Origin of the sequence: Succinivibrio sp., from assembly GCF_045124615.1 — a bacterium.
GTDB classification, from domain to species: Bacteria; Pseudomonadota; Gammaproteobacteria; order Enterobacterales; family Succinivibrionaceae; genus Succinivibrio; species Succinivibrio faecicola.
Genome location: NZ_JBGVMC010000100.1, coordinates 1 through 7,264, shown reverse-complemented (window position 1 = coordinate 7,264; position 7,264 = coordinate 1). Strand labels below are relative to the sequence as shown.

At 36.1% G+C, this 7,264-nt stretch carries 7 protein-coding genes; 1 reads left to right on the top strand and 6 read right to left on the bottom strand.

Annotated elements, in window-relative coordinates; all coding sequences use genetic code 11:
- Positions 1-537, top strand: a 537-nt coding sequence (locus ACJML3_RS02785; RefSeq protein ID WP_406020412.1) for a PD-(D/E)XK nuclease domain-containing protein, incomplete at its 5' end; no start/stop codon positions are given.
- Positions 538-825: 288 nt separating this feature from the next.
- Here the strand turns inward: ACJML3_RS02785 and ACJML3_RS02780 are convergent.
- The 6 genes from ACJML3_RS02780 to ACJML3_RS02755 all read right to left on the bottom strand — a co-directional run.
- Positions 826-1,449 carry a hypothetical protein gene (locus ACJML3_RS02780; protein ID WP_406020410.1) on the bottom strand — a complete coding sequence of 208 codons (624 nt, stop codon included), beginning with the start codon at positions 1,447-1,449 and terminating at the stop codon, positions 826-828.
- Between the two features lie 301 nt (positions 1,450-1,750).
- On the bottom strand, positions 1,751-2,836 hold the full coding sequence (locus tag ACJML3_RS02775) for a DegT/DnrJ/EryC1/StrS family aminotransferase (protein ID WP_406020408.1): 1,086 nt from the start codon (positions 2,834-2,836) through the stop codon (positions 1,751-1,753).
- 153 nt (positions 2,837-2,989) lie between these two features.
- Positions 2,990-3,487 carry a hypothetical protein gene (locus ACJML3_RS02770; protein WP_406020406.1) on the bottom strand — a complete coding sequence of 166 codons (498 nt, stop codon included), beginning with the start codon at positions 3,485-3,487 and terminating at the stop codon, positions 2,990-2,992.
- Positions 3,488-3,502: 15 nt separating this feature from the next.
- Positions 3,503-4,249: a hypothetical protein gene (locus tag ACJML3_RS02765; protein ID WP_406020404.1), complete on the bottom strand. Its 747-nt coding sequence runs from the start codon at positions 4,247-4,249 to the stop codon at positions 3,503-3,505.
- Positions 4,250-4,261: 12 nt separating this feature from the next.
- Positions 4,262-5,785, bottom strand: a complete 1,524-nt coding sequence (locus tag ACJML3_RS02760) for an SrfA family protein (protein WP_406020402.1) — start codon at positions 5,783-5,785, stop codon at positions 4,262-4,264.
- 8 nt (positions 5,786-5,793) lie between these two features.
- Positions 5,794-7,264, bottom strand: a 1,471-nt coding sequence (locus ACJML3_RS02755; protein WP_406020399.1) for a vWA domain-containing protein, incomplete at its 5' end; no start/stop codon positions are given.

Here is a 7,264-nt window from a genome sequence, read left to right as displayed (position 1 = left end):
TCTCTTAGAATACCTAATCTTGAAATCAGAGAATGCTTTGAAGCTAACATATTGCAGCATTTTAAAGAATCATCAACACAAGGAGAGAATAAAGCTATGCTTATAGCAAATGCTCTGTTTGAAGGTGATTGTGAAACTGCATCAGATAAAATCTATGATTTACTGCTAAATTATGTATCAGTAAGAGATTTTGCAACAAAGGCAAAGAAAGAGAACTTCTATCATGGATTCTTATCGGGTGTATTTGCAAGTTGTGGCGATTATATAAATAATTTCAAATCAAATACTGAAACAGGCAATGGTTATGCAGATATTACATTCCTAGATAGAAGAGGATCAAAACTTGTCATTATTGAAATTAAGGCTTCAAATTCTGATGAACTATTAGACAAGGATGCTGTAAAGGCACTTGAGCAGATAGACAGAATGGAGTATGCAAAACAATTTCTTAAAAAGCCTCTGATAAAGAAAATTTATTCTTATGGCATAAGCTTTTATAAAAAGAGCTGCTATATTGAAGTAAAAAAAGTTAAATAATAAGACTTTTAACCTTTGCTTAGTGCTAAATAGAATCTGAATAAAAAACTATAAAATTATACAAATTGTAATAATTATAATCTTTTAACCTAATTCGTGCTTCATAACTGCTTGCTGCTATCCATTTATTACAGTAGAAAGCCTTTTAACAAAAAACTCCAGTATTTTGTTAAAATTACTGGAGTTGCATTACACATTACTCTTTGTATTTCAAAGCACAATTGCATAATCATCTGCAATTATTGAGTAAGGAATAACTATGATTAGAACAATAAAAATAGTTTTATCTTAATCTACCTGCTTTTCATTGAGCTTCTTTCTTAAGGACTCAGCATATTCCTTTACAATGTTCTCTGGAACATAACCTACAACAGTAAAGAATGGATAACCGTCCACCTTCACCTCTACAACAGGCTCAACAGTCTCACGAACAACAGGATTTGGAAGATAGGTATATGCATGTACCTTTACATAATGATAAGATACAAAACCTTCAAAATTGCAGGAACTCTTTCCTATCAAAGATACATAAACAAGGTCAACTACCTGATCGGTTGTAAGCTCTGGATAATTGAATTTTTCTTTTGAAAAAGTCTCATCTGGAGGCAGAAGCTGTTGCTTATCATCTTTTGATGAAGACTGATTCTTGTCAAATGCCTTTACAATGGTCTTTAAAGCATCATTTGCTTCCTGAGCTGTATGAGTTTTCTGTTTGTCATATACGCTTACACCATCAATCTCAACTCTGATTCGCTGAACATGATGATGACCATCTTCAGTTGCATTTGGAAGACGCTTTCTTTGAGAAACGAGCTTTACTAGACGACCATCGATGTATGAAACAACATGAGCGTGCGCCGGGGTACCAGTAGCAAGGTTAAAAAAAGCCTCTTTTAAATTTGAACGATCCATAACCCCCTCCTTATATTCTTTCTTATTATTTTCTTATAGGTAAAGGAACAGTTAAATTTGACGTATATTTATAACTTTTTAATTTAGGAGATTCTAAGTTTGTGATCACAACTTTTTTTACTTATGTGTATTAGTGTGTAATTATTTGAAGAATATCAAACAATTATTGATGTTGTGCCTTAAGTGCACAATTATGTAACAAAAAGAAAACGTAATCTCAAGTACTCAAGATGAGAGACAAGAGATTACGTATTTGACATGATATTCTAGGAAAACAATCCAAGAATTTCAAAATAGATGACTAAAAAGCGTTTAATGCCTTAACAACAAAGTCTGTTTCTTCCTCTGTAAGAACAGGGGACATAGGAATTGACAGAATTGTGTCATGAATTTTTTCACTGATAGGATAGCTTTCATTATTCCACTCACTGTATGCCTCCTGCTTGTGTGGAGGAATAGGATAATGAATGAGTGTCTGAATACCCTTATCTGCAAGATACTTCTGAAGAGCATCTCTATTTTCGGTTCTAATTGCGAAAATATGCCATACATGAGCATCTTCACTGTAAACCTTTGGCAAGATGATCTTATCGTTAGTAATATTTTCTCTGTAGAACTTAGAAATTCTGCGTCTTGCATTGTTATCATCATCAAGATGCTTTAACTTTACATCTACAACTGCAGCTTGAAGCTCATCTAAACGGCTGTTAACGCCCTTATAGATATTATGGTATTTTACATTTGAACCATAATTTGCAAGAGCTTTAATCTTTTCATACAGATCTTTATCATTTGTTGTAACAGCTCCACCATCACCAAAACAGCCTAGATTCTTGCCAGGATAGAATGAGAATGCACCACCGTCTGACAGATTACCTACTCTCTTTGACTGATATAAAGCACCATGAGCCTGAGCACAGTCTTCAAATACCTTAAGATTATATTTTTCAGCAAGCTGTGCAACCTTCTGCATTTGAACAGCCTGACCGTACAGATGAACAACCATGATTGCCTTTGTTTTAGAGGTGATCTTCTGCTCTATTTTGTCTACATCAATATTTAAAGTATCAGGATCAGGCTCTACTAAAACAGGGGTACAGCCATTTGCAGATACTGCAAGGATTGTCGCAATATAAGTATTAGCAGGTACAATAATCTCATCGCCAGGACCAAAGCCTGCTGCTTTTATAAGAAGAGTCAGTGCATCAAGGCCATTTGCAACACCAACGCAGTATTTTGTACCACAGTAAGATGCAAAATTTGCAGAAAACTTTTCGTTTTCCTCACCTTGCAGATACCAGCCCTTATCCAAAATACACTTGAATCTTTCATCAATTTCTTTGCGATAACGGTTATTGACTTTTTCTAAATCCAAAAATTTAATCATACTATTCTTCTTGATGTATTTATAACAATAGACAGCAACGAACATTGACAGTCTATCATTGTGTTTAGTTTTTCTAATAATCTAATTCTACCAAAATGCTGTAAATGCTGTACATGATATACAGTAAAATTCTCTATGAATCAGATTTTTCACTTAGAATGATTCTGCCATCGCATCTAACAGTTCATTCATATTGTCCTGAACATTCTTGAGCTTTTCTTTCTTCTCAAGTGAACTTGAATCATCAGGAAGCTTATATGCCTCATCAGCAGCACTCTTTGCAGCCTCAAGCTTTGAAGATAATTTACTGTTCATTGCCTTTTTAGCTTCAAGATCATTTTCAAGTCTTGATAGATCTGCTCTTACCTTATCAAGCTCCTTTAAGCGCTTTTCTCTGTCTTTAAGCATCTGTGGACGCTTATCATTAAGTGCAATTACCTCCTGTGAGAGTTTTTTATGCTCTTCTCTTAAAGAAGCAATCTCATTTAGCTTATCATCTGATCTTTCCTTATAGGAGCCAGATACAACACAGCCTAGCTTATCAAAAAAAGAAGGATCTTTAATCTTTGGATCACACTGCTCTTTTGTTGTAGTACATGAGCATAGCACAGCAGATAATAATGTAAGTCCTATTAACAGATTTCTTTTCAATTTCAACTCCAATTCTTAACTTAAGGCTTCCTGAATTTTCTTGTAGCTAGCAGTCTTCTGTGAATACTCGATAACAGCATTTTCAAGTTCAAGCAATTCATTATCTGCATTTGCCAGCTCCTTAGTAATCTCTGAATTTTTCTTCTTTGCAAGAGATATACTGTTAGGTTTTGCCCCCTTACCTTCCATTAACGCGCTCTGAGTTCCCTTATGAGCATTATAAATTTCCTTGTCCTGTGCAAGACGTTTTTGCATATAGGCAAGATTGCTTTCCATCTCTTTAATCTTGTCATCAAGTTCTGACTTTTTAGCCTTTCCATCTTTGATGTTCTTAACTATTCTGTCAGCTTCAGCACTATCATCTCTAATCAGATCTTCAGTTGATTGCTTTAATGAGCTAGTGCTTGCAATGGATTTTTGAATCTGCTCTTTTGTAGCATCTAACTGATCTTCAAGATTTGAGTAATCTGCTCTTACCTTATCAAGATAATAGTTTGCAGTAATACCAACAGCACAACCTGCTGCAGCTGCAGCAACGCAGGCTGGAAGCTTATCACCATCGGTTACAAAAAGGCAGGCAAGACCTGTAACTAATGCTCCGCCTACGCAGGACTGTGCACCTGATTTTGAAAAGAATTCAGGCTCATCCTTCTTCAGATTCGGATTGACACTCTGATCATCCTGAACAGAAGGATTCTGGCATGCACACAACAATGCTGATAAAGACAAAACTGATGTAGCAATTAACTTTGATACTGACATTTATTGCACTCCTTATCTGTGCAGTTCCATTGGAAATTTTGACTGATCGGTATTAGCTGTATTGTCATACTCTGACATGCAAGATGACTTTCCATCCTTTCCTTTGCTACATTTTACAGATGGAAGAACATAGGTACTTCCATCAGTACATTTTGCAACGGACTGATTGGTTATGCTAAGAGAGCCTGCTGCCAAGCCTCCATTTACATCGCCAGAGCACTTGACTCCATCTCTTTGTGTTATAACAGCTTTACCTTTTCCATTTTTAAATTCATACTGAAGATTGATAGGCTTGTTAGTATTTTTCTCAACAATAGGAGAATTTACCTTCCAGACACCATCAAGCTTTGAAATATCACCGGAATTCAAATCTGAATTTGAAAGTACAGGTTCATTATTCTCATTTAAAACAGGTGGAGGAAGCACCCCACTGTCACCTTGATTATCTTTGCTAGCATCATCTCCTGATTGAGCATTTTGTGCTCCATCCTCATTTAATAGCGGTGGAGTTGCACTTTGTTGATCATCATTTTCCTGCGATGGCTCGTTTTCAGGAAGTAAGCCGTTATCATCTGTGTTTACTGATGGATTTTCAATTTGCTCATTCACAGTGTCATCTAAAACAGGAGTATCTTGCTCGCCTTGAGGTAAATTCTTATCATCTACAGGAACTAAAGTTCCATCATCTGCAACAAAACCTGTATTCTTTACAGCAATCGGATCTGTATCTTCATAAAATGGAAGATATCCTGTCTTTTCAATCTCTACAGGATCTAAAGATAGGTTCTTAAGATCAGGTGCTACTGCAAATAAAGGCAGTGATCTTGCAAAGAAAAGCCACCATAAAAGATATAAAAGTAAAGGCAGCAACAAAAGCAAAAGAGGAATGAGTAAAAGACACCATTTATGAGCAGCCCAGAATGAAGTTGCTGTTGCTGTTGCTGCTGTTGCTGTTGCAGTAGCTGTATTTGCACTGGTAGTCCCCTTTAATACATTATCTTCAGTTCTTAAAATAAAGAAAGGATCTTTTTGCAGTTTTGAATTGTGGTTTATAAATCCCCAGAAGGTTATAACTGGTCTGCCATTTACAATATATACATATTCATCAGATGGAAACTGAAAAGCCGGCAACTGAATATTATCCTTGCTGTTTCCTATAAGGAAATGGGCAAAAAGCTTATCATTTGATGATAATGCACTTGCCTCAAGATTCATTCCATAATAAAGAAACTTTGATTTAAGCTCATTTAAATAGCTATATGCTCTTTTTTTCTCATCAAGTGTAGCTGCGCTCCAGGAAACTACATCATACTCGCCATCAGAGCGTTCTGAATCAAAAGGTATAAACCAGTCAACATGAGTGGCATCTGATGAAAACTTAGGGACTGCAAGAATATCTGCATACTTTCTGCCAAGTACTGGAGAATTGATTATGGATGTTCTAAAAGCATCAGCTCTTTGCCAGACTAAAATTCCATCCTCACCTATTGCCTGATAATCCTTAAGATTTCCTGAATTTAACAGCTTGGTTGCCATATTTCACCTTATTCTTCACAAACTTTTTTTAATGTAGAGCCAGCCTGCTCTATCTGATTCTTTATCTGAATCGCATCTCTTGGTTTGAATACCTGACCGTTTGTATGTCTAGCAATACATGCAGCAGAGTCAATATTATCACCTATTAAAATTGTATGGATCTTTAAAAGAGGCTTTTTTTGGTGAATTCTTTTAGCTACTTCACATACATTCATATTTGCTGTGAAAGGACAGGTATCCTCACCATCTGATATCAGAATGCCAACAGATTCGGCATTCACACCATCAAGCATTTTTGAAAGTTCTGTAAGTCCGTTTATAAGAGGAGTTTTTCCATCATATGCATAAGGATTGATATTATTGATTGCACCTATAAGTGCATTACGTCTTGCACCTGAATATTCACCTCTGTTTTTAGCAACAGGACAGCCGTTGATCTCAACAAGGCTGATACTTACATTCTTATCAACATTTTTTATAAGATTTACAGCTGCATTTTTTGCAGCTACAAGTCTTGATGCTGAGCCATAAGAAAGTGTCATAGACTCAGAACCATCAAAGGCAATACCAAGAGTTGGAAGCTTTCCCTGCTCCTTTAGAGTTTTACACTTTGGGATCTTTTTAGCTTTTGCAGCTTCTGCTTTAGCTTTTGCTTCAGCCTCTTTTTTAGCTTTTGCTTCTGCCTCAGCTTTAGCCTTTGCTTCAGCCTCAGCTTTAGCCTTTGCTTCAGCCTCTTTTTTAGCCTTTGCTTCAGCCTCAGCTTTTGCCTTTTCTGCTAAAGCCTTTGCCTCTTCTTCCTTTTTCTTTTGCTCTAAATCAGGATCGGCAACTGCCTCTTCATCAACAGGCTCTTGAACCTCTGGCTGTGTATTATCAGGCAGTACCACCTCTAAATTATCTGAGCTTTTTTGATTATCTAAAAGACCTAACTTTTCTTTTACATAAGGACAGTAGCGCTCAACTGATTCACGTAAAGTGCCAGATTGTGGCCATGGGCGTAAAAAGAACCACCAAAGAAGACCTAAAAGCAATAGTAATAAAAGAAGTAAAAGTAAAAAGGCAATGCAGCATCCATGACCTTTTGATGCTGGTGCAGCGCTAATGGCACTATTTACAATCACAGCTTTTTTTGCAAAAGAGCTTTTTCCTTTAAGCTCTGTTGCAAGACATGTAACATTTGATGACTCAAAAACTACAGTTTTGTCGCATCTGTCAAGAAGCTTTGCAATAGTGTGTCTGTTCTCATTTATGATTTCATCGTCAATAGGCTCATTAGATGTAAGATGCTCATATACCTTAGCTTTTTTGCTATTAAAAGCAGATAGAGCCTCTGCATATTTTTCTTTATTCTTTTCGTTTAAAAACTCAAACTCGCCGGAGAGATTTGTAATAAAGTTAAAATATTCACCATCTTCAACAGGCTTTGCTAGTAGATTCTTGTAATCCTTACCGAATTTTTCTTCAAGATATGCAAAAAAT

Coding starts and splice junctions, on each gene's coding strand:
- ACJML3_RS02780 (WP_406020410.1), bottom strand. CDS start 1,449: ATGGATCGTTCAAATTTAAAAGAGGCTTTTTTTAACCTTGCTACTGGT.
- ACJML3_RS02775 (WP_406020408.1), bottom strand. CDS start 2,836: ATGATTAAATTTTTGGATTTAGAAAAAGTCAATAACCGTTATCGCAAA.
- ACJML3_RS02765 (WP_406020404.1), bottom strand. CDS start 4,249: ATGTCAGTATCAAAGTTAATTGCTACATCAGTTTTGTCTTTATCAGCA.
- ACJML3_RS02760 (WP_406020402.1), bottom strand. CDS start 5,785: ATGGCAACCAAGCTGTTAAATTCAGGAAATCTTAAGGATTATCAGGCA.